This is a genomic window from Pseudomonas sp. W2Aug9 (genome assembly GCF_023127755.1).
GTDB lineage: Bacteria > Pseudomonadota > Gammaproteobacteria > Pseudomonadales > Pseudomonadaceae > Aquipseudomonas > Aquipseudomonas synxantha_A.
In genome coordinates this window covers 122,128-145,404 of the sequence record NZ_SPKL01000001.1, presented here as the reverse complement: position 1 = coordinate 145,404, position 23,277 = coordinate 122,128, and the positions used below count along the sequence as shown (strand labels likewise).

The window sequence follows — 23,277 nt, the reverse complement described above, 5'->3', positions numbered from 1 at the left end:
ACATTTGAACTCTGTTTCGGCAGTCAGCCATTCATGCTCTGGAAGTGCGCCAGCATCCTGTCTGCATCCGCCACTTCACCGCTGAACAACTCAAACGCCTTCACCGCCTGAAACACCGCCATGTTGCCGCCATCCAGGGTGCGGCAACCCAATGCGCGGGCGTCGCGCAGCAGTTCGGTTTCCAGCGGGAAATACACGATTTCCGCAACCCACAACCCTGCCCGCAACAACGCAGCGGGGACCGGTGTGCCGGGCAGCTTGGTCATGCCCATCGGCGTGGTATTGACTAAACCATCGGCCTCGGCCATCGCATTTTTCAGATCAGTGCCGACCTGGGCACGACCAGGGCCGAAGCGCTGCGCGAGGTTATCCACAAGGTCGCGGGCGCGGGAGGCGTCCACGTCGAAAATGCTCAAGTGCTCGACCCCCTCTGCCAGCAGCGCATGGGCCACCGCTGCGCCCGCGCCACCGGCGCCCATCTGCACCACGTGTCGGCGGGCAACGTCATGCAAGTTGCGGCGAAACCCTTCGGCGAAGCCCAGGCAATCGGTGTTGTGGCCGATGCGTTTACCGTCCCTGAACACCACGGTGTTGACTGCACCAATGCCCCGGGCCTCGTCGGACAAGTCATCAAGCAGGGGCAGGATCGCCTGTTTGCACGGGTAGGTAATGTTCAACCCGTTGAAGTGCATCAACTCGGCGGCCCGCAGCAGGTCGGGCAGGGCGTCGAGGTCCAGGTGCAGCGGCTCAAGGTCGATCAGGCGATACAGGTAGCGCAGGCCCTGGGCGTCCCCCTCGTGCTCATGCAGGGCAGGGGTGCGGGAAGCCTGGATACCGGCGCCGATCAGGCCGGCGAGAATGCGCGGTTTCATCAGGCGTATCCCTTGAGTGTCTGGCTGAAGTGCTCCAGCGCCAGGTGGTAGCCGTGGCTGCCAAACCCGGCCAGCACCGCCTTGGCGATGGGCGATACAAATGAATGCTGACGAAACGCTTCGCGCGCGTGCACGTTGGATAAATGCACTTCGATCACCGGCACTTCACTGGCCACCAGCGCATCGCGGATCGCGACCGAGGTGTGGGTCCAGGCTGCCGGGTTGATCACGATACCCGCACAACGGTTACGGGCGCCGTGGATCCAGTCGAGCAGTTCGCCTTCGTGGTTGGTCTGGCGAAACTCGATTTTCAGCCCGAGTTCAGTGGCGCTGCGGCCACACAGGGCGGCGATGTCAGCCAGGGTTTCATGGCCATAAGTGGCCGGCTCGCGGGTGCCGAGCAGGTTGAGGTTGGGGCCGTTGAGCACCAGCACGATGGGCGGCATAGCGGGATCTCCACAGTTCTTATTGGTTATGTGGGTAAAATGTACTGGTTGGTTAGTTTGGTCAATTGATCGCAGCGGATCTGTGCGGTTATCGAACTGTTATCAACAACCTCTTACGGCCCGATCAGATTAGATATCAATTGAAAATCATTCTCGACAACGCTTAAGATGCCCGCCTGTTTCCTATACATTCCAGGGAGTCGGTTTGTCGGACGTGGATCTCAAGGGCCTGTTTCTCAAGCACGCCGATACCCTGCGCGGGTATCTGGCGCGCAAGGTACGGGACCCGCAATTGGCCGCAGACCTGGTGCAGGAGAGCTTCCTGCGGCTGGCGGAAAAACCGGCCGGTGAGCGCATCGACAACTCCCAGGGCTATCTCTATCGAACGGCAAGCAATCTGCTGATCGACCATATTCGTCAGGAAGCGCGGCGCAAGACCGACACCGTGCCCCATGAGGCGCTGGCCGAGATCGAAGATGACGTGGCCGGGTTGGAGGCTCAGGCAATGGCGCAGCAACAGCGACAGGCATTGAAGCAGGCACTGGCGGAACTGCCGGAGCGCACCCAGCAGATTTTTCGCTTGAACCGTATCGAAGGCATGACCCACGCCCAGGTCGCCCGGCACCTGGCTATCTCCGACAGCTCAGTGCAAAAGCATCTGGCCAAGGCGTTGGCCTATGTGATGCAGCGCTTGCAGGAAGGCGAGGTGGCGCCATCCGACGAATGAATTACCGAAAAATGCCAGGCCAGACGTCAGAGCGTCTACATAACGAAAATTCGAGATTCACACGTGAATAGCCAGGGTCCGCAACAGCACAGCATTACCGAGGCGGCTGCCGAATGGGCGGTGCGCCTGCACGCCGGTGCCCTGAGCGAACAGGAGCAGGCCGAGTTGCGCCAGTGGATCGCCCGCGACAGCCGTCACGAAGGGGCGCTGCGGTTTGCCGAGCAGACCTGGGCGGCATTGGGTGAAGTACATAAGGACGAGCCCGTACACCGACAACGGCCAGCCGCGCCGACCCCGCCCGTGCGCCGCACCAAACGCAGAAGGCCGTGGCAACGTGCAGCCGCTGTGGCGCTGGTCGTGGTGGTGGCCGGCGTCGGCTGGCTACGCGGGCCCGACGTGTTGCTGCACATGCAGGCCGACTACGTCACGCAAAAGGGAGAGGTGCGCACGGTGCACCTGGCGGACGGCAGTAGGGTGGAACTGGATTCCGCCAGCGCCATTCGCCTGGATTACGATGGCGTGCAGCGGGGTATCAGCCTGCTCCAGGGCTCGGCGGTTTTTGATGTGGCGCCGATGAAAGGCGAAGAAACCCGGCCGTTCGTGGTGCACAGCGCCGGGGGCCAGACCCGGGCGCTGGGCACGCGGTTTGTGGTCGAGCGTGAGGGCCAGAGCCAGGCCTGGGTCGGTGTGCTGCAGCACAGCGTCGAGGTGTCTATGCAGGCCTCACCGACCACAGGCCCGGTCGAGCGCGTTGTGCAGCAAGGCCAGGCTGCGCGTTACAGCCTAAGTGACGGCGTGGTCAGCCTTGATCAGTTTGATGTGGATCGCGCCACCAGTTGGCGGCGCGGTGTGTTGATCTTCGACCGCCAGCCGTTGGCCAAGGTTATCGAGCAACTCAACCGTTACCGCCCCGGGCGGGTAGTGTTGACCGACGCGGCCTTGGGTGAGCGCGAAGTCAGCGGTGTCTTCCGCCTGGACATGCTCGACAGCGCACTCGCCACCCTGACCCAGGAACTTCAAGTGCAACGCTTGGACCTGGCCGGCCTCAGCCTGATCTATTGACCTTTCGCGTTATCGGCAGCAGCTCTGTCCTGTGGCGAGCAAGCTTGCTTGCGACTGCTGCGCAGTCGAACGGGAGCAAGCTCCCCCGCCACACGCGGGCTGGTTTTCAAACCCTCATTAAAAATTTCTAAAAAGCCTTACTGACTTCTCGCGTCTCGCGCGTCTTGCTAGGTGAGAAGCATTCGCATAAACAAAAAACGCTTAGCGCAGGGATAACCATACATGTCAGCACTCACCAAGGGGCGTATCACCGGCAGCCGGTTGGCCCTGGCCATTCACTTGGGATTGTTTGCCGTCGCCGCGCCGGTGCATGCCGTGCAGCCTGCGGCTGGCGCAGCCCAATCTGCTGTGTTGAGGTTCGACATTCCTGCGCAATCCCTGGGCAGTGCAGTACTGGCGTTCGCCGATCAGGCGGGCCTGCAAGTGTTGTTCGACAGCCAGCGCCTGCAAGGGTTGAGCAGCTCCGCGCTCAAGGGCAGCTTCGACGTGCAGGAAGGTCTTGGCCGCCTGCTGGGTGCCGCACCGGTTGAATATCGTTTCACCGGCGAGCGCCAGGTCACCTTGACCCGCGTCGAGCAACAGGCCGGAGCGCTGGCCTTGGGGACCACCACCATCACCGGCCTGCACAAGCAGGACTGGGTGTATTCAACACCACGTTCGGTCAGCGTGGTCGATCGCGAGCAACTGGACCGCAACCCGCCACGCCATGCTGCCGAGATGCTCGAAGAGGCGCCCGGCGTCTACTCCGCCGTCAGCCAGCAAGACCCTGGCCTGTCCGTGAATATCCGCGGTATCCAGGACTATGGCCGGGTCAATATGTCGGTCGATGGCATGCGCCAGAATTACCAGCAGAGCGGCCACCAGCAACGCAATGGCACGCTGTATGTCGACCCAGAGTTGTTGTCCGAAGTGGTGATCGAAAAGGGCGCGACCTCAACCCAGGGCGGGGCTGGCGTGATTGGCGGGGTGGCCAATTTCCGTACCGTGGAGGCCGCCGACCTGCTCAAGGACGGCAAGCAACTCGGCGGGCGCATTCGCCTCACCACCGGGTTGGGCGCGCGCAGCAACGGCACGCATTTTATCGGCAGTTCGGCGTTTGCCGTGGGGACCGACGTGTGGGACATGTTGGTGGCCGCCAGTGAGCGTCACCTGGGCGATTACAACCCTGGCACCAAGGGCAGCATCGGCGAGCTGCGTACCGGTGCGGCGTACATGCCGGCCAGTGAAGAGCGCATCAAGCACAGCACGGTCGCCTATTCAGGCTCGGTGATGCGCTCGCGCCTGCTCAAGCTGGGGCTCAACCTGCCAGTTGATCAGCGTCTGCAACTGAGCTACCTGGTCACCGAGGTCGACTACGACGACGTCAACATGATGACCGCCGAAAAGTCCCAGTTGTGGGAAAAGCTCGGCAGCAGCAACGTCAAGGCGCAGAACTTCGCGCTGGATTACAGCTACGCACCGGACAACCCGCTGATCGACTTCAAGGCCAAGCTTTATCATGTGGATACCCGCAATGACCAATCCACGCTGGCCCGGGGGATCAGCAAGGGTTACGACGTTACCTATCAAACCAATACCTATGGCGTGCAGGCGCAGAACATCTCGACCTTTGCCCTGACCGAGCTGGCCGCACTCAAGGCCAACTACGGGCTGGAGTTTTTCTACGATAAGGTTCGGCCCGATTCCAACCAGGCCGTAGAAGCCGGCTCGGCGCTGACCGCGTCGGCGGCGGAAAGCATTACGCCCAAAGGCGATCGCGCGATGGGCAGCCTGTTCGGGCGCCTGGATCTGGACTACGACGGTTGGCTGAACCTCAACGCCGGCTTGCGTTATGACCGCTATCGGCTGCGGGGCGAAACCGGCTTGAACACCCGCACGTTCATCCTCGGCACCACCCGCCAGATTGGGGTGCCGGTCAACTACGACGTGGATCGCGAGGAGGGCCGTTTCTCCCCGACCTTCGGCCTGTCGATCAAGCCTGGCGTCGATTGGTTGCAGCTCTTCGCCACCTACGGCAAGGGCTGGCGTCCGCCGGCGGTGACCGAAGCCCTGGTCAGCGGCCGGCCCCATGGCGGTGGGTCGGAGTCGATTCTCCCCAACCCCTACCTCAAGCCGGAGCGATCCACTGCGTGGGAAGTCGGGTTCAATGTGCTCAAGCAAGACCTGCTGTTCGCCGATGATCGCGCGGGCATGAAGGTGTCGTACTTCAACACCCGGGTCGATGACTTTTCCTATATGGCCCTGGGCGTGCAGCCACCCGGTTATGGCAACGTCAATATCGGCAGTGCGGCCTACGTCAACAACCTGGAAACCACGCGTTTTCGTGGCCTTGAGTACCAGCTCGATTACGACGCCGGCTTTGCCTACGGCCAGTTCAACTACACGCGGATGCTCGGCAGCAACAAGTTTTGCAGCAAAACCGCCTGGCTCGGCGGCGTGACCAAAACCCAGAAGCGGCCCGGCAACCGGGCGCCGGTGGATGCGATGGTACCGGACGATGCGGCCAATGCCGGCGTGGGTTGCAGCGCGATCCTGGGCTCTTCCGAACACATGCCCATGGACCGTGGCACCGCCACCCTGGGCGCACGGTTCCTTGAACGCAAGCTGGATGTGGGCGTGCGCGCTCGCTACAGCGCGGGCTACTACGTCAAAGGCGCCGCCGGGGTGACCACCGCGCAAACCGGCGTCTATCCCGCCGACTGGAAGCCCTACACCGTCTATGACTTTTACGGCAGTTACCGCGCCACCGATCAACTGACCCTGCGCCTGGCCATGGAAAACGTCACCGATCGCGCCTATCTGGTGCCGTTGGGCGATGTGCTGGCCTTCACCCTGGGCCGTGGGCGCACGTTGCAGGGCACCGTTGAATATCAGTTCTGACCGCTTTTGCCCAGTAACGGGCAAAACCACAGCAGGCACTGGCTTGCTGCGGAGTGACCACCCAATGACTTGGAGTTTTGCATGAGCATTTCTATTTCATACAGCACGACCTACGCCGCTAGCACCGTCGCCCAGTACCTGAGCGATTGGTCGGCCTACTTCGGTGATCTCAACCACCGTGAAGGTTCGGTCAAAGAGGGTGTGAACACCGGTGGTTTCAATCCTGGGCCGTTCGACGGCACCCAATATGGCGTTTCGAGCAGCGTTAGTGATGCGGCAGTGGTTGCCGAAGGCAGCCTGCATTACACCTTGTTCAATCCGCCGACCCACACCCTGTGGGGCTCGCTCGATGGCCTGACCCTGGGCGATACCCTCGCCGGTGGCGCAACCAGCGGTGGCTACAGCATCGCCAACCAGGAAGTCAGCTTCACCAACCTGGGCCTGTCGAGTCTGCAGTCCGAGGGCCGTGACGGCCAGGTGCACAAAATCGTGTACGGCCTGATGAGCGGTGACAGTTCGGCGCTGGCCTCGGCAATCGACACCTTGCTCAAGGGCATCGACCCAAGCCTGTCGGTCAACTCCACCTTCGACCAACTGGCCGCCGCCGGTGTGGCGCATCAGGATTCGGCTGCGTTCGCCGCTGCCGATGTGGGCCTGGTCGGGATTCAGGACGCGCCGCAAGACTTCGCCCTGGCCGCCTGATGCAAAAAAGCCGATGAAAGCTCACGCCTTCACCGGCCTGGTTGAAACCCCGTCGCCGCCCGAGTTTTCGAAGGCCAGGGCGGCGGCGGGGGCAAATTCTGTGGGTACGCCGCAGGTGCTGTCAACGCACCGGGCGAGCCCTTGCTTGACTCTTCAATGGGACAACCTCCATGACTCGGCCCGGTGCCAAGCGCGCGAATGAGATGCTGGCTGCACTCACGGCCTATAAAAGCGCCTTCTTCAACATCGGCCTGTTCTCGGCGGTGATCAACCTGCTGATGCTGGCCCCGGCGCTGTACATGCTGCAGGTGTACGACCGGGTATTGGCTTCCGGCAACCAGATGACCCTGCTGATGCTGACGCTGATGATCCTCGGCCTGTTCGCCTTGATGGGGGCGTTGGAGTGGGTGCGCAGCCAAGTGGTGATTCGCCTCGGCACGCAAATGGACATGCGTTTGAACCAGCGGGTGTTCGACGCCGCTTATGAAGCGCAACTCAAGGGCGGCACCCAGGCCGCGGGCCAGGCCCTGCACGACCTGACCACCTTGCGCCAGTTCGCCACCGGCCAGGCGCTGTTCGCCTTTTTCGATGCGCCGTGGTTTCCGGTGTACCTGCTGGTGATCTTCCTGTTTCACCCTTGGCTGGGCCTGCTGGCGCTGGGTGGTGCGCTGCTGCTGATCGCGCTGGCGTGGGCCAACCACCATGTCAGCCAGGCGCCGATGGCCCTGGCCAGCCAACTGTCGATCAGTGCCAGTCAGCAGGCCACGGCCAACCTGCGCAATGCCGACACCATCGAGGCCATGGGTATGCTCGCCACACTGCGCGGGCGCTGGTTCAGCCAGCACCAGGCGTTTCTGGTGCAGCAGAACCTGGCCAGTGAAAAGACTGCGGTGGTCACAGTCTGGTCCAAGGGCGTACGCCTGGCCCTGCAATCGCTGGTGCTGGGTTTGGGCGCCTGGTTGGCGGTCAACGGCGACATTACGCCGGGGATGATGATTGCCGGGTCGATCCTGATGGGGCGCGTGCTCAGCCCCATCGACCAGTTGATCGGCGTGTGGAAGCAGTGGGGTTCGGCGCGCCTGGCCTATGAGCGTTTGTCGTTGATGCTGCAGGATAACCCGGCGCGACCGGCACGCATGAGCCTGCCAGTGCCCAAGGGCCAGGTAAGCCTGGAGCAGATCAGCGCCTGCGCCCCCGGGAGCCGCCGGCCCGCGCTGGCCAACCTGGGCTTCAGCCTGCCGGCGGGTGACGTGCTCGGTGTGATCGGCCCCTCGGGCTGCGGCAAGTCCACCCTGGCGCGGGTGCTGGTGGGGGCCTGGGTACCGCTGGCCGGCAAGGTGCGCCTGGATGGCGCCGACCTGGCCGTGTGGGACAAACAGCAACTGGGCCCGCATATCGGTTACTTGCCCCAGGACATCCAGCTGTTCGCGGGCAGCATTGCGCAAAACATCGCGCGTTTTGAAACGGTGGAGGCCGACAAAGTCCTCGCTGCGGCGCAAATGGCCGGCGTGCACGAGCTGATCCTGCAACTGCCGCAAGGCTACGACACGCAACTGGGCGAGGGCGGCGCAGGCTTGTCCGGCGGGCAAAAACAACGGGTGGCCCTGGCGCGTGCGCTGTACGGCCTGCCGGCGCTGATTGTGCTGGATGAGCCCAATGCCAACCTCGACGAAGTGGGCGAGCAGGCGCTGCTGCAAGCCATCGCCCTGCTCAAGCAACAGCGCCGCACCCTGATTCTGATCACCCACAAACCCAACGTGCTGAGCCTGACCGACCAGTTGCTGATCCTCAAGGACGGCCAGATGCAGGCGTTCGGCCCGACGGCGCGGGTGTTGGAGGCGCGGCAAAAACCTGTGGCCAGCAAGCCGGTGTCGAGCATGAGCATGAGCTACCGCTTCGGTGAAGGAAAACCCGCATGAACCAGAGCAAACCTGCGTTGATCAGCGACCAGCCACACAACGTGTTGGCGCTGGATGACAAAAAATATTCGCGCCTGGGTTGGTGGCTGGTGCTTGGAGGCTTTGCCGGCTTTCTTGGCTGGGCGGCGCTGGCACCGTTGGACAAGGGCGTGGCGGTGCCGGGCAAGGTCATGGTGTCGGGGCATCGCAAGACGGTGCAACACCCGGCGGGCGGGATCGTCGAGCGTATTGAAGTGCGTGACGGTGACCGGGTACGCGCAGGCCAGGTGTTGTTGCGCCTGAAAGAAACACCGTTACGCGGGCAGATGCAGTCACTGCGCAGCCAATACCTGGCGTCGCTGGCCAGCGAAGCGCGCTTGAGTGCCGAGAGCGAAGGCTTGCCGGCCATTGCATTTGGCCCCGAGCTGCTGGCCGATCCCGACGTCGCAAACACCCTGACCCTGCAACGCCAGTTATTCCAGAGCCGTGCCCAGGCCCTGGCCACCGAACAGGCGGGCCTGCGCGAAACCATCGCCGGCTTTGAGGCGCAGTTGCGCGGCACGCGGGCCTCCCAAGCGAGCAAAGTGCAACAGCGGGCGGCGTTGAGTGAACAGCTTCAGGGCCTGCGCGAACTGGCACGCGACGGCTACATCCCTCGCAATCGCCTGCTCGACAGCGAGCGGCTGTATGCGCAAATCGACGGCGCTATCGCTGAGGATTTCGGGCGTATCGGCCAGTTGCAGCGCCAGGTGCTGGAGTTGCGTTTGCGCATCCGCCAGTTGGGCGAAGACTTCCAGAAAGACCTGCGCACCCAGTTGGCCGAGACTCGCACCCGCAGCGAGGACTTGCGCAATCGCCTGGCCTCCGCCGAGTTCGAACTGGCCAACAGCCTGGTGCGTGCACCGGCATCCGGCGTGGTGGTGGGGTTGCAGGTGTACACCGAGGGCGGCGTGATCAAGCCCGGTGAGGCCCTGATGGACATCGTGCCCCAGGGCGAGCCGTTGTGGGTGGAGGCGCGGGTGCCGGTACAGATGATCGACAAGGTGCACCCGGGCTTGCCGGTTGAGTTGATGTTTTCGGCATTCAACCAATCCACCACGCCACGGGTGGCGGGCGAGGTCACGTTGGTCTCGGCCGACCGCCAGGTCGATGAGCGCACCGATGAGCCGTATTACACGCTACGGGCCCAGGTCAGCGCAGCGGGTATGCAGCAACTGGACGGCGTGCAGATCCGTCCGGGGATGCCGGTGGAAACCTTCGTCAAGACCGGCGAGCGCTCGATGCTCAACTACCTGTTCAAACCCTTGCTGGACCGTACCCATATGGCCTTGGTGGAAGAATGAAGGCGTTGTTGTTCACCCTCTGTTTAAGTTGCACGCCAGCGGCAAACGCCCTGGGTCTGTTGGATGTGTATGAGTTGGCGCTACGCAACGACCCGACCTTTCAGGCGGCGATCCAGGAGCGTGAGGCCGGTGAAGAAAACCGCGTGATTGGTCGAGCCGCGTTGCTGCCGAACCTGTCATGGAACTACAACAACTCGCGCAATGAGTCCGAAGTCACCCAGAGTACGGCGGTGGGTAATGTCACCAGCGACCGCAATTACCGCAGCTATGCCTCGGCCCTGACCTTGCAGCAACCGCTGCTCGATTACGAAGCCTATGCGCGTTTTCGCCAAGGTACTGCCCAGGCGTTGATGGCCGACGAGCGCTTTCGCGGCAAGAGCCAGGAGCTGGCCGTGCGGGTACTGGGCGCCTACAGCCAGGCATTGCTGGCACAAGAGCGCATCGAGTTGAGCCGTGCCCAGAAGCGTACGTTTGCCGAGCGCCTGCAACTCAATGACCGCCTGCTCAAAGGCGGTGAGGGCACGCGTACCGATGTGCTTGAAACCCAGGCGCGCCTGAGCCTGGCCCAGGCCGAAGAGATCGAAGCTGTGGATGCCCAGGACAGCGCTTTACGTGAGTTGGAAGCCATTGTCGGCCAGCCGTTGCACATCGAAGAACTGGCACCCCTGGCCCGCTCATTCGAGATCGCGCCGCTTGAGCCCAACCGTTTCGAAACCTGGCGTGAACTGGCCATGGCCAACAACCCCGAACTCAAGTCCCAGCACCACGCGCTCGACGTGGCCTCTTATGAAGTGGAGCGCAAGCGCGCCGGGCATTTGCCCAAGGTCAGCCTGTACGCGACCAGTCGCAAAACCAGTTCCGACTCAGAAAGCAGCTACAACCAGAAGTACGACACCAACAGCGTCGGCATCCAGATCAGCCTGCCGCTGTTTGCCGGTGGCTCGGTCTCAGCCTCTACCCGTCAGGCGGCCAACCAATTGTCCCAGGCTCAATACGAGCTGGACGCGCAAACCGCCGCAACCTTGGTGGAGTTGCGCAAGCAATTCAACCTCAACACCAGCGGCGCGGCCAAGGTGCGGGCCTATGAAATGGCAGTGAGTTCCGCCACGGCGCTGGTGAGCGCCACGAAGAAAAGCGTCAGTGGCGGCGAGCGGGTCAACCTTGATGTACTCGACGCCGAACAACAACTGTTCACCGCCCGCCGTGACCTGGCCAATGCACGCCACGCGTACCTGCTGGCGCGCATTCAGTTGAAGTATTACGCGGGGTTGCTGAGCGAGCAGGACTTGCGGGCGTTGGCCGGTTATTTCCAACCCTCGGCATGAGTGGTTACAACCCGGCATTCGCCGGGTTTTTTGTGGTTACTAGTCTGTGAAACAGCTTCGGGAATCAGGAGCCGGTTGTCGGGTGGCAGAGGGAAATTGTTACCTGGCGGAAAATAACCTAACGGATGGGTTACGATGAGAGTAGGTGCTTACAAAGGCTACGTGATTTCAGTGTTTATCAGGGATGAGCATTGCCCGCCCCATGTGCATGTCAGGGGCAAGGGATGGGATGCACGCTTTCGCTTCAATTTTTTGGGTGGGGATGTTGAGTTGTGGGACGTAGAGCCTGAACGGAGGCGGCCACCCATGTCGGTACTGAAGGAAATACGCGAGGCGATCATGCAGCGGCACTACTTGGCGCGGGCACGCAGGATTTGGTGGGAAAAACTGCAGACGGTTTGTCTGGAGAATCATTCCTGGGATTGGGACGCTGGTGAGTTGGTTCCAGGGTTGGTCATTCGACCGGGCGTCTACGTCATCGCAAGCGCCCGGCACGACGTTGTCGAGCAACGGACTATTTGGAATCTGGTAAGAGCGCCAGATTGCGTGGGGATTAATTTATGAAGATCGTAAAAGCTAAGGTCAAACCTTATGTACCTCTCACTGAGGCCGACGTTGACAAGGCAATCGCCCGAGGGCGCAGGTTGAAGCGCCTGTACGCCAACGCCAGCAATGTGCGTTATGAAAACGACTGCCTCTCCATCGGCTTCAGCGATGGCAGCCGCGTGGTGTTGCCGGTGGCTGGCCTGCCGGAGTTCGAGGGGTTTTCAGAGAAAGACTTTCAGCAACTGGAAGTGACGTTCGGTGGCAAGGCCATCAGCTGTGAAGCTCAGGACCTGGATGTTTCGATTACCGGCCTGATCGCTACAAGCCAGCCGCTGATGGATCTGGCAACCAGCCTGGTGGCATCGCGCAATGGTCGCAAAAGCAGCGCGGCCAAATCCGCCGCCGCCCGTGCCAATGGCAAGAAGGGCGGGCGGCCACGCAAGGATGTACCAGAAACACCAGACACATGAAGAACCTGTGTGGGAGGGGGCTCGCCCCAGCAAGCCCTCTCCCACATTATTGGGTCGATGCCCCGCGGTTTTATCGGCGGGTCAGCAACACACCCGATTCCATATGGTGCGTCCACGGGAACTGGTCGAACATCGCACATTGGGTAATCCGGTGCGTGTCATGCAGTTGCGCGATGTTGGCGGCCAACGTCTCCGGGTTGCAGGAGATGTACAGGATATTGTCGAAACGCCGGGTCAGTTCGCAGGTGTCCGGGTCCATGCCGGCGCGGGGCGGGTCGACGAATACGCTGCCAAACTCATAGCTTTTCAGGTCGATGCCGTGCAAGCGGCGGAATGGGCGCACTTCATTGAGCGCCTCGGTGAGTTCCTCGGCGGAGAGGCGCACCAACTTGACGTTACCGATCGCGTTTTCATCGAGGTTGCTCAAGGCCGCGTTCACCGAGGTCTTGCTGATCTCGGTGGCCAGCACGTTACGCACGCGGGTGGCCAGCGGCAGGGTGAAGTTGCCGTTGCCGCAGTAGAGTTCGAGCAAATCGTCCGGGCGGTCGCCCAAGGCTTCAAATGCCCAGTTGAGCATCTTCTGGTTCACCGTACCGTTGGGCTGGGTGAAGGCGCCTTCGGGCTGGCGGTAGCTGAAGGTGCGGCCACCGACCTCGAGTTTCTCCACTACGTAGTCCTGGCCGATCACATCGCGCTTGCCCTTGGAGCGGCCGATGATGCTCACATTCAGCTCAGCCGCCAGCTTGTTCGCGGCGGTGTGCCAATGCTCGTCCAGCGGGCGGTGATAGCACAGGGTGATCATCGCGTCGCCTGCCAGGGTGGTGAGGAACTCCACCTGAAACAGCTTATGGCTCAGGGCGGCGCTGGCTTGCCAGGCGGCCTTGAGTTGCGGCATCAACTGGTTGATGCGCTGGCTGGCAATCGGAAACGCTTCGATCAGGATCGGCGTGCGCTTGTCGTCCTGGGAAAACATTGCGTAATGGCGATCACCGCCTTCGCGCCACAGGCGGAACTCCGCGCGCAGGCGGAAGTTTTGCAAGGGCGAATCGAAGACCTGCGGTTCGGGCGCGTCGAAGGGTGCCAGCAGGTCACGCAAACGCGTGACCTTGTCTTGCAGTTGAGCGGTGTAGCTTGCGGCGTCAAAAGTCATGCGTTGAACCAGCCCAGCTTGATCACAAACAGAATCGACAGGATTACCAGTGCCGGGTTCAGCTCACGGTAGCGGCCCGAAAGCAGCTTGATGGCGGTCCAGGCGATGAAACCGAAGGCGATGCCGTTGGCGATGGAGTAAGTGAAGGGCATTGCCAGGGCAGTGATCACCACCGGCGCTGCAACCGTAATGTCATCCCAGTCGATTTCGGCCAGGCCCTGGCTCATCAGCACCGCTACAAACAGCAGGGCTGGCGCGGTGGCATACGCGGGCACGCTGGCGGCCAGCGGCGAGAAGAACAGCGCCAGCAGGAACAGGATCGCGACCACGATGGCGGTCAAGCCGGTGCGGCCACCGGCGCTCACGCCTGCGGCCGATTCGATGTAGCTGGTGGTGGTGGAAGTACCCAGCAGCGAGCCAGCCATGGCGGCGGTGCTGTCAGCGATCAGCGCACGGCCCATTTTCGGCATATGGCCGTCCTTCCCCATCAGGCCGGCGCGCTTGGCGACGCCGATCAGGGTGCCGGAGTTATCGAACAGGTCGACGAACAGGAAGGCGAAGATCACGCTGACCAGGCCGATATCCAGCGCGCCCTTGATATCCAGCTGCAGGAACGTCGGAGCCAGCGAGGGTGGCACCGAGGTCACACCGATGAAGGGTGTGAAGCCCAATACGATGGAGGCGATGGTCACCGCCAGGATACCGATCAGCACCGCACCGCGTACGGCCAGGGCTTCGAGCGCGACGATCAGGACGAAACCCAGCGTCGCCAGGATTGGCGCCGGTTGTTTCAAGTCGCCCAGGCCCACCAGGGTGGCCGGGTTGGCGACCACGATCCCGGCGTTATGCAGGGCAATCAGCGCCAGGAACAGGCCGATACCGGCAGCAATTGCCGAGCGCAGAGGCAGTGGGATGGCGTTGATGATCCACTCGCGGATGCGGAAGATCGACAGCAGGAAGAACAGCACCGCCGAAATGAACACCGCGCCCAGTGCCACCTGCCAAGTGTGGCCCATGTGCAGGACCACGGTGTAGGTGAAGAACGCGTTGAGGCCCATGCCCGGCGCCAGCGCAATCGGGTAGTTGGCGATCAGGCCCATCACGGTGGAACCGATGGCCGCCGCCAGGCAGGTCGCGACAAATACCGCACCTTTGTCCATGCCGGTCTCGCCGAGGATGCTCGGGTTCACGAACAGGATGTAGGCCATGGCCAGGAAGGTGGTGATCCCCGCAAGAATCTCGGTGCGCACATTGGTGTTGTGGGCTTTGAGTTGAAACAGCTTTTCCAGCATGCCGGCTCCCTGTGACGCTATTGTGCGTCGTTATTTGTTGACCTCTAAGTCAAAGCACAAACTGCGCCAAGCGCCTGTGGTTTCAGAGAGGATCGGAAAAAGCGGCGCATCATACCAGCAGCCGAGGCTGTGTGGCGCATGGCCTTGAGGCATACTGCGCCGACGTTCAATACCGGGTCATTGCCAGCATGAAAAAAGCCAACGCGTGGAGTCTAGCTCTGATCGCCAGTATCAGCCTGTGGCTGGGCGCAGCACCGGCGTGGGGCGCGGCTGCACCGGCGTTGAGCGAGGTGCGGGTGTTCAAGGTGGAATCGGCAAAATGCAGCGAAACCATCCCCGAACGGGTGAACACCACCCAGATGTGCGAACACCGTGGGCCCACCCAGGTGTCGGTCATGGAAGTCGGCCTGGGCAACAGCCCGATGGGCCGCTTCAATGGCGCAGAGTTGAACGGGCAACGCACGGCGGTGTGCCAGGTGGGCAACATCAGTGAGGCGTGCAACGGCGTGGGCACCTTGATGGGCTACATCTATGTGTTCGACCTGAATGTCCAGGCCCAGGGCTGGTTCGAATTCACCAATACCTCGATCAACCCCCCGCAAAACACCTTGAAAGCCCAGCTCAATATCCGCTGATCAATCATCTTGAACGCTCAAAATCCCGGGAAGTCGTACCCCTAAGACGGCGATTTTCCTGAACGCCGCGGATGTACTTCAACCCGTGAGGTGTTTATGAGCGCAAACCCCAATGGCGCGGCGGCCCAGCCGTTTGCCCGCCACCCGATACGCATGACACTCAACGGCCAGCCGCGCCAACTGGATGTGCTGCCCTGGACCACCTTGCTCGACCTGCTGCGCGAACAGCTGGACCTAGTCGGCAGCAAAAAGGGCTGCGACCACGGTCAGTGTGGTGCCTGCACCGTATTGCGTGACGGCAAGCGCGTAAATGCCTGCCTGACCCTGGCCGTGATGTGCGACGGCGCCGAGTTGACCACCATCGAAGGGCTGGCCGAAGGCGACCAGTTGCACCCCATGCAGCAAGCCTTCATCCAGCATGACGCCTTCCAGTGCGGCTATTGCACCCCCGGCCAGATCTGTTCCGCCGTGGGCCTGGCCAATGAAGGCCGCGCCCACGACCGTGCGCAGATCCAGGAACTGATGAGCGGCAACCTGTGCCGCTGCGGTGCCTACAGCAATATCCGCGACGCCATCGAAGAGGCGCTGCCGGCGTGCCACCGCTCGGGAGGTGAACAATGAACCCCTTCCATTACAGCAAGCCTGCCGATGTTCAAGAGGCGGTGCACCTGAGCAACGCGGCCTCGCGCTTCATTGCCGGGGGCACCAACCTGCTCGATTTGATGAAAGAAAACATCAGCCGCCCGGAACACTTGATCGATATCACCGGCTTGCCCTTGCACGAGGTTGAAGAAACCGCCGACGGCGGCGTGCGGATCGGCGCGTTGGTGAGCAATGCCGACCTGGCCTGGCACCCGCTGATCGAACAGCGTTACCCATTGTTGTCCCAAGCGATCCTGGCGGGGGCCTCGCCGCAATTGCGCAACATGGCCAGTACCGGTGGCAACCTGTTGCAGCGCACCCGCTGCTACTACTTCTATGACGCTACGGTGCCGTGCAACAAGCGCGAGCCCGGTAGCGGCTGCCCGGCGCGTACGGGGTTGAATCGCATCCATGCGATCCTTGGCGCCAGTGAGCAGTGCGTGGCCACGCATCCCTCGGACATGTGCGTGGCCCTGGCGGCGCTCCAGGCACGGGTGCATGTAGAAGGGCGTGGGGGGGCACGTGTCATCGAGTTCGCCGATTTCCACCGTCTGCCCGGCGATGCGCCACAGCGCGACAACCAATTGGCCGATGACGAACTGATCACCGCGATCGAACTGCCTGCCGACCATCTGGCCCGGCACAGCCACTACCTGAAAATCCGCGACCGGGCCTCGTATGCCTTTGCTTTGGTGTCGGTGGCTGCGGCGCTGGAACTGGACGGCGACACCATCATCGATGCGCGCCTGGCCCTTGGCGGGGTGGCGCACAAACCCTGGCGCGACCGCGCAGTGGAAGCGGCATTGGTCGGTCAGACCGTCAGCCGCGAAACCTTCAGCAACGCTGCCGATGCCCTATTGCAAGACGCCGAGCCGCTGGAGCACAACGGCTTCAAGATCAAACTGGCACGACGCGCAATCATCCGTGCCCTGAGCGACGCTGCTGTCGCAGGAGAACAGCCATGAGTGCCATCGGCAAACCCCTGGACCGTGTCGACGGTCTGCTCAAGGTCACAGGCCAGGCGCGTTATGCCGGTGAGTTCCCTGAGGATGGCCTGCTGCATGGCAGCGTCGTCTCCAGCACCATCGCCAAAGGCCGCGTTATAAAGATCGATGCCTCCAAGGCCCTGGCCTTGCCCGGCGTGGTCGAGGTCATTGATCACCTCAATCGCCCCAGAATCGCCAGTTACGACGACGCCTTCCAGGATGATGATGCAGCCGACGGCTCACCCTTTCGCCCGCTGTACAACGACCGCGTGCTTTACAGCGGCCAGCCCCTGGCCTTGGTGATTGCCGATAACCTGGAACTGGCCCGGCACGCCGGTTCACTGGTGCACATCGAATACGCGCCTGAAGATTTCGAAACGGACCTGCTCACCCAGCAGGAACGGGCCTACCCTTCACCGCAGACACCGCCCAAACCACGCGGCAACTTTCAGGCCGAGTGGGCCGGTGCGGCGATCAGCCTCGATCTGCATTACAGCACCCCCATCGAACACCACAACCCCATGGAGCCCCATGCCAGCACCGTGCTGTATCAGCCGGACGGCACGTTGCATATCCACGACAAGACCCAGGGCCCGCAGAACTGCCAAGCCTACGTGCAAAAAGTGTTCGGCCTGGATAAAAGCCAGGTGCGCATTTTTGCTGCCTTTGTCGGTGGCGCCTTCGGTTCGGGCCTGCGCCCGCAGTACCAATTGCCATTGGCCGTGATGGCGTCTCTGGCGCTCAAGCGGTCGGTGCGCGTGACCCTGACTCGCCAGCAGATGTTCACCTTCGGCTATCGCCCACGCACTTTGCAGCGTTTGCAGATGGGGGCCGCCGCCAATGGGCGCTTGCTGGCCCTGGGGCATACCGCGATTGGCCAGACCTCGCGCTTCGAGGATTTCAGCGAGCACGTGGTGGAGTGGAGCGGCATGCTCTATCACTGCGACAACGTGCAACTGACCTACAAGCTGGTGCCGCTGGATGTCTTTACCCCGCTGGACATGCGCGCCCCCGGTGCTGCGCTGGGCGTGATCGGCCTGGAATGTGCCATGGATGAACTGGCCTGTGCCTTGGCCATCGACCCGGTGCAACTGCGGCTGATCAACTACGCCGAGCGTAACCAGAACGAAGACAAACCCTGGTCGAGCAAAGCCCTGCGCGAATGCTACAGCGAAGGCGCCGAACGTTTCGGCTGGAGCCAGCGCAACCCGGAACCGCGCAGTATGCGCGACGGTCGCCAGTTGATCGGCTGGGGAATGGCCGGTGGGGTGTGGGAAGCCATGCAGATGAAGGCCAGCGCCAAGGCACGCATCGATAGCCGCGGCAAACTCACCGTCAGCAGTGCCACCACCGACATTGGCACGGGCACCTACACGGTGATGACCCAGATTGCCTCTCAGGCCAGTGGCGTGGCGATGGCCGATATCAGCTTTCTGCTGGGTGATTCGTCATTGCCCACGGCGCCGTTGCAGGGCGGTTCGTTTACCGTGTCTTCCGTCGGCACCGCCGTACAGCAAGCGTGCGAAGCGCTGAATGCCAAATTGCTGGAGATCGCCCGGCAGACTTACCCGGTATTCAAGGATGCCGATTCGGTTCGGTTTGAAGACGGCCAGCTACACAGCGGTGACGTGAGCGTGTCGTTGGCGCAACTGGTCAAGGACAGCGGTGAAGACGCCTTGCAGGTACAGGTCGACAGCGAGCCCGACAAGAAGCGCGAGGGCTATGCCAGCGCTACGCACTCGGCGGTGTTCGTCGAAGTGCGGGTGGATGAAGACTTGGGCACCATCAAGGTCAGCCGTGTGGTCAGCGCGATTGCTGCGGGGCGCGTGGTCAACCCGAAGATGGCCCGCAGCCAGATCCTTGGCGGCGTGGTGTGGGGCATTGGCATGGCGCTGCATGAAGAGACCCAGGTCGACCATCAATTGGGACGCTACATGAACCACAGCCTGGCCGAGTACCACATCCCGGTGAACGCCGATATCGGCGAGATTGACGTGCTGTTTGTCGAAGAACACGACGATGTGGTCAACGCACTCGGGTCCAAGGGCGTGGGGGAGATCGGCATTGTCGGCGTGGCGGCGGCGGTGGCGAATGCGATTTACCATGCCACCGGCAAGCGGGTGCGGGAGTTTCCGATCACCTTGGATAAAGTGCTCTAGCACCGGTGTTCCAAACACCGAAGCTCCACTGTGGGAGCTGGCTTGCCTGCGATGGCGGTGCCTCAGCCACCAGAGAGTTGCCTGATACACTGTTATCGCGGGCAAGCCCGGCTCCCACAGGGTACAACGCTTAAGCTTATGGCTTGGTTTCTTCCACCGGTACATGCATACGATCGCGATTGGCCAGGGTCGGGAACAACTTGATCCATACCCCGGTCACCACCAGGGTGCCGATCCCGCCCATCACCACCGCCGGCACGGTGCCGAACCAATGGGCGGTTATCCCGGACTCGAACTCGCCCAGTTGATTGGATGCACCGATAAACAGGCCATTGACCGCGCTGACTCGCCCACGCATCTCATCCGGTGTTTCCAGTTGCACGAACGACGCGCGGATCACCATGCTGATCATGTCCGCTGCGCCGAGCACTACCAGCACCGCCAGGGAGAACCAGAACGAGGTCGAGAGGCCGAAGGCAATGGTCGCCACGCCGAATACGCCGACGGCGGTGAACATCACGCGTCCTACCTTGCGGTCTACCGAGAACCGCGCCAGCCACAGTGACATCAGCAAGGCGCCCACCGCCGGTGCCGAACGCAGCAGGCCCAGGCCCCAGGCGCCGGTCAGCAGGATGTCCTTGGCGAACACCGGCAGCAACGCGGTGGCGCCGCCCAGCAGTACGGCAAACAGGTCCAGGGAGATGGCGCCGAGGATGTCCGGGCGGCTGCGGATAAAGCGGATGCCTGCCAGCAGCGAGTCCATCGTGGCCTTGGCTTTGTTGAGCGGCGTCTGGCGGGCGGGCAGGTTCAAGGTCAGGACGCAGGCAATCAGGTACAGCGCCACGGTTGGGCCGTACACCCACACGCTACCAAACGCGTAGAGCAAACCGCCAACGGCGGGTGCGACGATGGTCGCCAGTTGCTGGGCCGATTGCGATGCCGCCACGGCCCGTGGGAACAACGCGCTGGGCACGATGCTCGGCAGCAGCGCCTGGGTGGTGGGCATTTCAAATGAGCGCGCAGCGCCCAGCAGGAAGGCTAGGATAAAGATCATCTCGCGGGTCACGTTGCCGGTCAGGCCGCCGATGGCCAGGGACAAGGCAATCAGCGCCTGTAACGTCTGGCAAATGGCGGCGACCCTGCGTCGCTCATAGCGATCGGCTACATGCCCGGTGTGCAGCATGAACAGCACGCGCGGTACGAATTCCACCAGGCCAACCAGCCCCAGGTCCAGCACGTTGCCGGTCAGTTGGTAGAGGTTCCAGCCGATCGCCACGGTGAGCATCTGGAAACCGCTGGCGGTAAAGATCCGCGCCAGCCAGAACGCGATGAAAGGGCGGTGGTGACGTAACAGCAACGCGGGTTCACTGGGCATCGGCAATCAGGTCGGCAGCGGGGGAATGGCGAGATTAGCATCAAGCTGTAACAAATAGTTGCAAGAACAGGGCTGAGGCAAGCTGTCACGCGGCAAAAGACCACACAGTCCTACAGCAAAAATGGGACTACTCTTTCAACGATGCTTGATCCAGATCAAAACCTGCCCCGGAATTGCTCTGGCGGCCGCAAGGCCAGAATCCCCACGAGATGGGTAAAAAAAGAAACGAATTGAAATTCGCCACACTCCATATCCGTGGGGGCAGTGGGTGCAGGCTCCCAGCCAGCAGCCGGTATTACCTGACAGAGGAAGACTTATGTTCGGTTTGGAGGCGCTAGATCTCGCCCGAATTCAATTCGCGTTCACCATCTCGTTTCACATCCTGTTCCCGGCGATCACCATCGGCCTGGCCAGTTACCTTGCGGTGCTGGAGGGCTTGTGGCTCAAGACTCATAACGATACCTACCGTGACCTCTACCATTTCTGGTCGAAGATCTTTGCCGTCAACTTCGGCATGGGTGTGGTCTCCGGCTTGGTCATGGCCTATCAGTTCGGCACCAACTGGAGCCGTTTCTCCGACTTCGCCGGTGCTGTCACCGGGCCATTGCTGACGTACGAAGTGCTCACGGCCTTCTTCCTTGAGGCCGGTTTCCTCGGTGTGATGCTGTTCGGCTGGAACAAGGTGGGGCGCAAGCTGCACTTTTTCTCCACGGTGATGGTGGCGGTGGGGACGTTGATCTCCACGTTCTGGATTCTCGCCTCCAACAGCTGGATGCAAACGCCACAGGGCTTTGAAATCATTGATGGCCGGGTAATTCCCACTGATTGGCTGGCGGTGATCTTCAACCCTTCATTCCCCTATCGCCTGATGCACATGGCCACGGCTGCATTTGTTGCCACGGCATTCTTCGTCGGCTCGTCGGCAGCCTGGCATTTGCTGCGCGGCAAGGACAACCCGGCGATCCGCAAAATGCTCTCCATGGCGATGTGGATGGCGCTGATTGTCGCGCCCATCCAGGCGGTGATCGGTGACTTCCATGGCCTCAATACCCTCAAGCATCAACCGGCAAAAATCGCCGCGATTGAAGGCCACTGGGAAAACATCGGCAACGAGCCGACGCCGTTGATCCTGTTCGGCTGGCCGGACATGAAAGCCGAGAAGACCAAATACGCGGTCGAGATCCCGTACCTGGGCAGTCTGATCCTGACCCACTCCCTGGACAAGCAGGTGCCGGCCCTCAAGGAGTTCCCGCCTGAGGACCGCCCCAACTCGACCATCGTGTTCTGGTCGTTCCGGGTCATGGTTGGCTTGGGTTTCCTGATGATCTTCACCGGTCTGTTCAGCCTGTGGCTGCGCCGTGGCGACAAGATGTACACATCCAAGCCGTTCCTGTACCTGGCGCTGTGGATGGGCCCGTCGGGCTTGATTGCGATTCTTGCTGGTTGGTTCACCACTGAAATCGGCCGCCAGCCTTGGGTGGTCTACGGGCTGATGCGCACCGCAGATGCCTCGTCCGGGCATAGCCTGGCGCAGATGACCATTACCCTGGTGTTGTTCGTGGTGGTGTACTTCGCGCTGTTCGGTGCCGGTTTGGGTTACATGATGCGCCTGGTGCGCAAGGGCCCTGTGACTCACGACAGTACCGAACCGGCCCATGGTGGCCCTGGTCAGAAACGCACCCCGGCGCGTCCGTTGTCTGCCGCCGACGATGGCAGCGATAACGACCACGACCACATCCAGCACAAGGGGAATTGAGATGGGTATTGATCTTCCGCTGATCTGGGCCGTGATTATCATCTTCGGCATCATGATGTATGTGGTGATGGACGGCTTCGACCTGGGTATCGGCATCCTCTTTCCGTTTATCCCCGGCAAAGTCGACCGTGACGTGATGATGAACACCGTGGCCCCTGTATGGGACGGCAACGAAACCTGGCTGGTACTCGGCGGCGCGGCGTTGTTTGGCGCGTTCCCGCTGGCGTATTCGGTGGTGTTGTCGGCGTTGTATCTGCCGCTGATCCTGATGCTGATCGGGCTGATCTTCCGCGGCGTGGCCTTTGAGTTCCGTTTCAAGGCCAAGGACCACAAGCGTCACCTGTGGGACAAGGCGTTTATCGGTGGCTCGCTGGCAGCAACCTTCTTCCAGGGCGTGGCGTTGGGCGCCTTTATCGATGGCATCCCGGTGGTGGACCGCCAGTTTGCCGGTGGTTCACTGGACTGGCTCACACCGTTCACGATGTTCTGCGGCGTGGCGCTGATCGTGGCCTATGCCTTGCTCGGCTGCACCTGGCTGATCATGAAGACCGAGGGCAAGTTACAGGAGCAGATGCATAACCTGGCGCGGCCGTTGGCTTTCGTGGTGTTGGCGGTGATCGGTATCGTCAGTATCTGGACGCCGCTGACCCACCCGGAAATCGCTTCGCGCTGGTTCACCTTGCCGAACCTGTTCTGGTTCCTGCCGGTGCCGGTTCTGGTATTGGTCACGATGTACGGACTGTTCCGCGCCGTGGCCCGTCATGCGCACTACACGCCGTTCCTGCTGACGCTGGTGCTGATTTTCCTTGGCTACAGCGGCCTGGGCATCAGCCTGTGGCCCAATATCATCCCGCCGTCCGTGTCGATCTGGGACGCTGCGGCACCGCCGCAAAGCCAGGGCTTCATGCTGGTGGGCACGTTGTTCATCATCCCGTTCATCCTGGGTTATACCTTCTGGAGCTACTACGTGTTCCGCGGCAAGGTCACCCACGAAGACGGCTACCACTAGGA

At 61.8% G+C, this 23,277-nt stretch carries 20 protein-coding genes; 15 read left to right on the top strand and 5 right to left on the bottom strand.

Features of this window, described 5'->3' with window-relative positions; translation table 11 throughout:
- Nucleotides 1-23: 23 nt before the first annotated feature.
- Complete coding sequence (locus E3O56_RS00615) at nt 24-875, bottom strand: shikimate dehydrogenase (RefSeq protein ID WP_248127643.1); 852 nt, start codon at nt 873-875, stop codon at nt 24-26.
- On the bottom strand, nt 872-1,318 hold the full coding sequence (gene aroQ / locus E3O56_RS00610) for a type II 3-dehydroquinate dehydratase (RefSeq protein WP_078822389.1): 447 nt from the start codon (nt 1,316-1,318) through the stop codon (nt 872-874). Before aroQ ends, E3O56_RS00615 begins: the two co-directional genes overlap by 4 nt.
- 205 nt (nt 1,319-1,523) lie before the next feature.
- Between aroQ and E3O56_RS00605 the strand changes: the two genes are divergently transcribed.
- From E3O56_RS00605 to E3O56_RS00565, 9 genes are all read left to right on the top strand, one after another.
- Entirely contained in the window at nt 1,524-2,045 is a 522-nt protein-coding gene (locus tag E3O56_RS00605; protein WP_032879370.1) for an RNA polymerase sigma factor, read from the top strand.
- 63 nt (nt 2,046-2,108) lie between these two features.
- Nucleotides 2,109-3,107: a FecR family protein gene (locus E3O56_RS00600; protein WP_103734833.1), complete on the top strand. Its 999-nt coding sequence runs from the start codon at nt 2,109-2,111 to the stop codon at nt 3,105-3,107.
- Between the two features lie 222 nt (nt 3,108-3,329).
- Complete coding sequence (locus E3O56_RS00595; protein WP_248127605.1) at nt 3,330-5,987, top strand: TonB-dependent receptor; 2,658 nt, start codon at nt 3,330-3,332, stop codon at nt 5,985-5,987.
- 81 nt (nt 5,988-6,068) lie between these two features.
- Nucleotides 6,069-6,689 (top strand): heme acquisition protein HasA, encoded by a 621-nt coding sequence (locus E3O56_RS00590; RefSeq protein ID WP_032879376.1) that lies wholly within the window; start codon nt 6,069-6,071, stop codon nt 6,687-6,689.
- Between the two features lie 170 nt (nt 6,690-6,859).
- Nucleotides 6,860-8,608 carry a type I secretion system permease/ATPase gene (locus tag E3O56_RS00585; RefSeq protein ID WP_248127603.1) on the top strand — a complete coding sequence of 583 codons (1,749 nt, stop codon included), beginning with the start codon at nt 6,860-6,862 and terminating at the stop codon, nt 8,606-8,608.
- Nucleotides 8,605-9,930, top strand: a complete 1,326-nt coding sequence (locus E3O56_RS00580) for an HlyD family type I secretion periplasmic adaptor subunit (RefSeq protein WP_248127601.1) — start codon at nt 8,605-8,607, stop codon at nt 9,928-9,930. The genes E3O56_RS00585 and E3O56_RS00580 overlap by 4 nt, the downstream gene beginning before the upstream one ends.
- Nucleotides 9,927-11,255: a TolC family outer membrane protein gene (locus tag E3O56_RS00575; RefSeq protein WP_248127598.1), complete on the top strand. Its 1,329-nt coding sequence runs from the start codon at nt 9,927-9,929 to the stop codon at nt 11,253-11,255. The genes E3O56_RS00580 and E3O56_RS00575 overlap by 4 nt, the downstream gene beginning before the upstream one ends.
- A 135-nt stretch (nt 11,256-11,390) precedes the next feature.
- Nucleotides 11,391-11,819 (top strand): DUF4160 domain-containing protein, encoded by a 429-nt coding sequence (locus E3O56_RS00570; protein WP_248127596.1) that lies wholly within the window; start codon nt 11,391-11,393, stop codon nt 11,817-11,819.
- The gene (locus tag E3O56_RS00565) at nt 11,816-12,271 is read left to right on the top strand and encodes a DUF2442 domain-containing protein (protein ID WP_078822382.1); all 456 of its coding nucleotides are present in this window, start codon (nt 11,816-11,818) and stop codon (nt 12,269-12,271) included. Before E3O56_RS00570 ends, E3O56_RS00565 begins: the two co-directional genes overlap by 4 nt.
- A 70-nt stretch (nt 12,272-12,341) precedes the next feature.
- Here E3O56_RS00565 and trmA read toward each other — a convergent pair whose 3' ends face one another.
- Nucleotides 12,342-13,421, bottom strand: coding sequence for a tRNA (uridine(54)-C5)-methyltransferase TrmA (gene trmA, locus E3O56_RS00560; protein ID WP_078822381.1), 1,080 nt, complete (start codon nt 13,419-13,421; stop codon nt 12,342-12,344).
- Nucleotides 13,418-14,713, bottom strand: a complete 1,296-nt coding sequence (locus E3O56_RS00555) for an NCS2 family permease (RefSeq protein WP_005791636.1) — start codon at nt 14,711-14,713, stop codon at nt 13,418-13,420. Before E3O56_RS00555 ends, trmA begins: the two co-directional genes overlap by 4 nt.
- A gap of 188 nt (nt 14,714-14,901) precedes the next feature.
- Between E3O56_RS00555 and E3O56_RS00550 the strand changes: the two genes are divergently transcribed.
- The 4 genes from E3O56_RS00550 to E3O56_RS00535 all read left to right on the top strand — a co-directional run bounded on the left by E3O56_RS00550 (nt 14,902) and on the right by E3O56_RS00535 (nt 19,135).
- A complete protein-coding gene (locus E3O56_RS00550) occupies nt 14,902-15,348 on the top strand; it encodes a DUF4879 domain-containing protein (RefSeq protein WP_005791635.1) in 447 nt (148 codons plus the stop codon).
- A gap of 96 nt (nt 15,349-15,444) precedes the next feature.
- The gene (locus tag E3O56_RS00545; RefSeq protein WP_103734826.1) at nt 15,445-15,969 is read left to right on the top strand and encodes a (2Fe-2S)-binding protein; all 525 of its coding nucleotides are present in this window, start codon (nt 15,445-15,447) and stop codon (nt 15,967-15,969) included.
- Complete coding sequence (locus E3O56_RS00540) at nt 15,966-16,955, top strand: xanthine dehydrogenase family protein subunit M (RefSeq protein WP_078822380.1); 990 nt, start codon at nt 15,966-15,968, stop codon at nt 16,953-16,955. The genes E3O56_RS00545 and E3O56_RS00540 overlap by 4 nt, the downstream gene beginning before the upstream one ends.
- Nucleotides 16,952-19,135, top strand: coding sequence for a xanthine dehydrogenase family protein molybdopterin-binding subunit (locus tag E3O56_RS00535; RefSeq protein WP_103734824.1), 2,184 nt, complete (start codon nt 16,952-16,954; stop codon nt 19,133-19,135). The genes E3O56_RS00540 and E3O56_RS00535 overlap by 4 nt, the downstream gene beginning before the upstream one ends.
- A 136-nt stretch (nt 19,136-19,271) precedes the next feature.
- Here E3O56_RS00535 and E3O56_RS00530 read toward each other — a convergent pair whose 3' ends face one another.
- Nucleotides 19,272-20,510, bottom strand: a complete 1,239-nt coding sequence (locus E3O56_RS00530; protein ID WP_005791631.1) for an MFS transporter — start codon at nt 20,508-20,510, stop codon at nt 19,272-19,274.
- 316 nt (nt 20,511-20,826) lie between these two features.
- Here E3O56_RS00530 and E3O56_RS00525 point away from each other — a divergent pair, with 316 nt between their 5' ends.
- The gene (locus tag E3O56_RS00525) at nt 20,827-22,266 is read left to right on the top strand and encodes a cytochrome ubiquinol oxidase subunit I (RefSeq protein WP_005791629.1); all 1,440 of its coding nucleotides are present in this window, start codon (nt 20,827-20,829) and stop codon (nt 22,264-22,266) included.
- Between the two features lies 1 nt (nt 22,267).
- Entirely contained in the window at nt 22,268-23,275 is a 1,008-nt protein-coding gene (gene cydB, locus E3O56_RS00520) for a cytochrome d ubiquinol oxidase subunit II (RefSeq protein ID WP_005791627.1), read from the top strand.
- Nucleotides 23,276-23,277: the final 2 nt, after the last annotated feature.

Bases quoted from the DNA above. Each gene is read 5' to 3' on its own strand.
- aroQ (WP_078822389.1), bottom strand. From the start codon at position 1,318: ATGCCGCCCATCGTGCTGGTGCTCAACGGCCCCAACCTCAACCTGCTC.
- E3O56_RS00595 (WP_248127605.1), top strand. From the start codon at position 3,330: ATGTCAGCACTCACCAAGGGGCGTATCACCGGCAGCCGGTTGGCCCTG.
- E3O56_RS00590 (WP_032879376.1), top strand. From the start codon at position 6,069: ATGAGCATTTCTATTTCATACAGCACGACCTACGCCGCTAGCACCGTC.
- E3O56_RS00585 (WP_248127603.1), top strand. From the start codon at position 6,860: ATGACTCGGCCCGGTGCCAAGCGCGCGAATGAGATGCTGGCTGCACTC.
- E3O56_RS00580 (WP_248127601.1), top strand. From the start codon at position 8,605: ATGAACCAGAGCAAACCTGCGTTGATCAGCGACCAGCCACACAACGTG.
- E3O56_RS00575 (WP_248127598.1), top strand. From the start codon at position 9,927: ATGAAGGCGTTGTTGTTCACCCTCTGTTTAAGTTGCACGCCAGCGGCA.
- E3O56_RS00570 (WP_248127596.1), top strand. From the start codon at position 11,391: ATGAGAGTAGGTGCTTACAAAGGCTACGTGATTTCAGTGTTTATCAGG.
- E3O56_RS00565 (WP_078822382.1), top strand. From the start codon at position 11,816: ATGAAGATCGTAAAAGCTAAGGTCAAACCTTATGTACCTCTCACTGAG.
- trmA (WP_078822381.1), bottom strand. From the start codon at position 13,421: ATGACTTTTGACGCCGCAAGCTACACCGCTCAACTGCAAGACAAGGTC.
- E3O56_RS00555 (WP_005791636.1), bottom strand. From the start codon at position 14,713: ATGCTGGAAAAGCTGTTTCAACTCAAAGCCCACAACACCAATGTGCGC.
- E3O56_RS00550 (WP_005791635.1), top strand. From the start codon at position 14,902: ATGAAAAAAGCCAACGCGTGGAGTCTAGCTCTGATCGCCAGTATCAGC.
- E3O56_RS00545 (WP_103734826.1), top strand. From the start codon at position 15,445: ATGAGCGCAAACCCCAATGGCGCGGCGGCCCAGCCGTTTGCCCGCCAC.
- E3O56_RS00540 (WP_078822380.1), top strand. From the start codon at position 15,966: ATGAACCCCTTCCATTACAGCAAGCCTGCCGATGTTCAAGAGGCGGTG.
- E3O56_RS00535 (WP_103734824.1), top strand. From the start codon at position 16,952: ATGAGTGCCATCGGCAAACCCCTGGACCGTGTCGACGGTCTGCTCAAG.
- E3O56_RS00530 (WP_005791631.1), bottom strand. From the start codon at position 20,510: ATGCCCAGTGAACCCGCGTTGCTGTTACGTCACCACCGCCCTTTCATC.
- E3O56_RS00525 (WP_005791629.1), top strand. From the start codon at position 20,827: ATGTTCGGTTTGGAGGCGCTAGATCTCGCCCGAATTCAATTCGCGTTC.
- cydB (WP_005791627.1), top strand. From the start codon at position 22,268: ATGGGTATTGATCTTCCGCTGATCTGGGCCGTGATTATCATCTTCGGC.